The 1959-nt window shown below is 55.0% G+C and carries 4 protein-coding genes and 1 pseudogene; 1 reads left to right on the top strand and 4 read right to left on the bottom strand.

Going from position 1 to position 1959, the window contains the following annotated elements; genetic code table 11:
- The 4 genes and pseudogenes from ACXRVY_RS26395 to ACXRVY_RS26380 all read right to left on the bottom strand — a co-directional run.
- A pseudogene (locus ACXRVY_RS26395) lies at window positions 1-288 on the bottom strand (phage replication protein); the annotation flags it as partial.
- Between the two features lie 198 nt (window positions 289-486).
- Window positions 487-666 carry a hypothetical protein gene (locus ACXRVY_RS26390; protein ID WP_457265775.1) on the bottom strand — a complete coding sequence of 60 codons (180 nt, stop codon included), beginning with the start codon at window positions 664-666 and terminating at the stop codon, window positions 487-489.
- 18 nt (window positions 667-684) lie between these two features.
- On the bottom strand, window positions 685-873 hold the full coding sequence (locus tag ACXRVY_RS26385) for a hypothetical protein (protein WP_457265776.1): 189 nt from the start codon (window positions 871-873) through the stop codon (window positions 685-687).
- Window positions 874-904: 31 nt separating this feature from the next.
- Window positions 905-1144 (bottom strand): YdaS family helix-turn-helix protein, encoded by a 240-nt coding sequence (locus tag ACXRVY_RS26380; protein ID WP_457265777.1) that lies wholly within the window; start codon window positions 1142-1144, stop codon window positions 905-907.
- A 100-nt stretch (window positions 1145-1244) separates the two neighbouring features.
- On the opposite strand from ACXRVY_RS26380, the gene ACXRVY_RS26375 reads away from it, so the two are divergent.
- Window positions 1245-1959, top strand: a 715-nt coding sequence (locus ACXRVY_RS26375; protein WP_458238663.1) for a S24 family peptidase, incomplete at its 3' end; no start/stop codon positions are given.

Genomic DNA, 1959 nt, shown 5'->3' with positions numbered 1-1959 from the left:
CTTCTCGGTCAGGCGAAACAGCGTGATGTTCGAGGTACTGGAAAGCTCAATCAAACCGGCCTCTTCCAGGGCCTTCAGCAAGCGGTAAGCGGTATCCGGTTTATCAGTGAGCAGCGGCAGCTCCTCGATGATCTTGGCCTTGCTCAGCGCGAAGAAGATCCCGTCATCCGTCTTGATTGGCTTGGTCCAGCTCGGGCAGCCGTAGACGAAGGCGAACAGCAGAGCCTGCTGAGAGTTCAGCCCCCACTCCAGCGCCTTCACCTGGTTGATCGTAACGGTGTATTGCATGTCAGGTGTTCCTGACAAAGTGAGAACGCGGAGAAGTACGCGACACGTTTTTCGAATTCTGAAAACGTGTCGCGACATTGAAGGGGGTATTGCTTGAATTAGGCTGGCTCTGCATAGTCGGGCCTCTCTAGTTTTACAAATCAGCCACCATGCCCGGTGGCTTTTTTGTGCCTGAAATTTGGTCTTATCAGGGCCTACTCAGGCCTTTCGATGGAAAGGTGCTACGGTTCCCCTCGGATTTCGGGGCTTGGTTCGGTTGGCCAGTTCTCGACGCATCAACTCGGCAGCCAGCTCTTCGGGGGTAACCCCCCTCTTCTCTGCTTCACGCTCCAGCTGATCCATCAGGGCCTGGTCCAAGCCGACCTGTTCGATAGGCATGGGGCCTCCTTTGGGCCTTCAGGCCGCGTTGTGCTCAGCTGTATCCTCAGACGACAAGGCGGCAAGCTGGGCCTCTAAGAGCTCCCGACAAAGGACTGCGCGCTGTGTGCGATGGAATTTCGCCAGCGCTTGAATGAGATCAAACGTGTCCTCATCAACACGGACCTTGATCTCGCGGTCATGGAGGTGCTTGGGATTGGCGTACATGCGGTCGATGCTCCTGGCTGATGAAATTGGCTTAAGCGGCTGATTGAGTTGGCTCGGAACTGCGTAGGTATGCCCAGTCGATATCCGGGCGCATTTCCTCGCAGGTCACCGAGCGAGAGGATTCGCGCTCAATGCTGATGGCGAGCGCAGCACCCGGACGCCGGTAGCCGTAGGCAACCTGCTTGAGCTGTCCGACAGTCGTGCCGCAGCTCGCTGCAAAGTTCTCAAGGGACTGCTTGTCAAATGGCTTGATGTAGTCGTGCAGATTCATGGGTGCGCCTCCGTATTGCCGCCAGATTAGCAACTGCTAATCTGACATTCAATAGCAGACCGTAATTTACTGAGTACTAAACGGAAGCGATCATTCGCGAATGGATATAAATCAACTACGAGTACAAGCTCTTAAGGCCGTAATGGCTGGGGCTTCGCAGAAAGACTTTGCCAATCAGCACGGCCTGGATGCGTCGTATCTGTCCCAAATTCTTAACGGGCACAGAAACCTCGGCGAGAAGGCTGCAGCGAACTTGGAAGAAAAGATCGGCTTGGCTGCTGGCAGCCTGGTCAGCCCTGCGCGCTCCGAGGTGGCGTCACCTGTGAAGCCAGGTCTCTCGGCGATTGAACAGCTGAAGCTGTCCTTGTCCAAGGTGAAGGGATTTTCCAGCGAAGCGCGGGACCGCATCGTGGCGGCGGCAGAGGAGCCAGATAGTGGCCCGGCAAATTTTTTACCAGCCAGCCTTTCGAGCCTTCGCCCAACAAATGATGAAATCCTAATCCCGCAGTACGACATACGGGCAGCTATGGGGCACGGGCAGGTGCCTCCAGATTACACAGAGGTAGTTAGGAACTTGGTTGTGCGGGAGGAAATCCTGCGCGATAAAGGCGTCACCTATACCTCGACATCAGCTCTCGCGATGATCAATGGCTGGGGCCAAAGCATGGAAGGGACGATCAATGACAAGGACCTGGTAATTGTCGACAAGGGGATCAAGGATTTTGTTGGGGACGGGATTTACGTTTTGACTTGGCATCAAGAGCTATACATCAAGCGGATGATGCGTCTGGATGAAGAGCACTACAGGCTCATAT

The sequence above is a fragment of the Pseudomonas sp. P5_A2_2 genome (assembly GCF_054177685.1).
Note: the sequence above shows the minus strand (reverse complement) of the source record. Positions and strands in the feature narration are given on the sequence as shown.

Excerpts from the sequence above, each read along its gene's own strand:
- ACXRVY_RS26380 (WP_457265777.1), bottom strand. The coding sequence starts at position 1,144 with ATGAATCTGCACGACTACATCAAGCCATTTGACAAGCAGTCCCTTGAG.
- ACXRVY_RS26390 (WP_457265775.1), bottom strand. The coding sequence starts at position 666 with ATGCCTATCGAACAGGTCGGCTTGGACCAGGCCCTGATGGATCAGCTG.
- ACXRVY_RS26385 (WP_457265776.1), bottom strand. The coding sequence starts at position 873 with ATGTACGCCAATCCCAAGCACCTCCATGACCGCGAGATCAAGGTCCGT.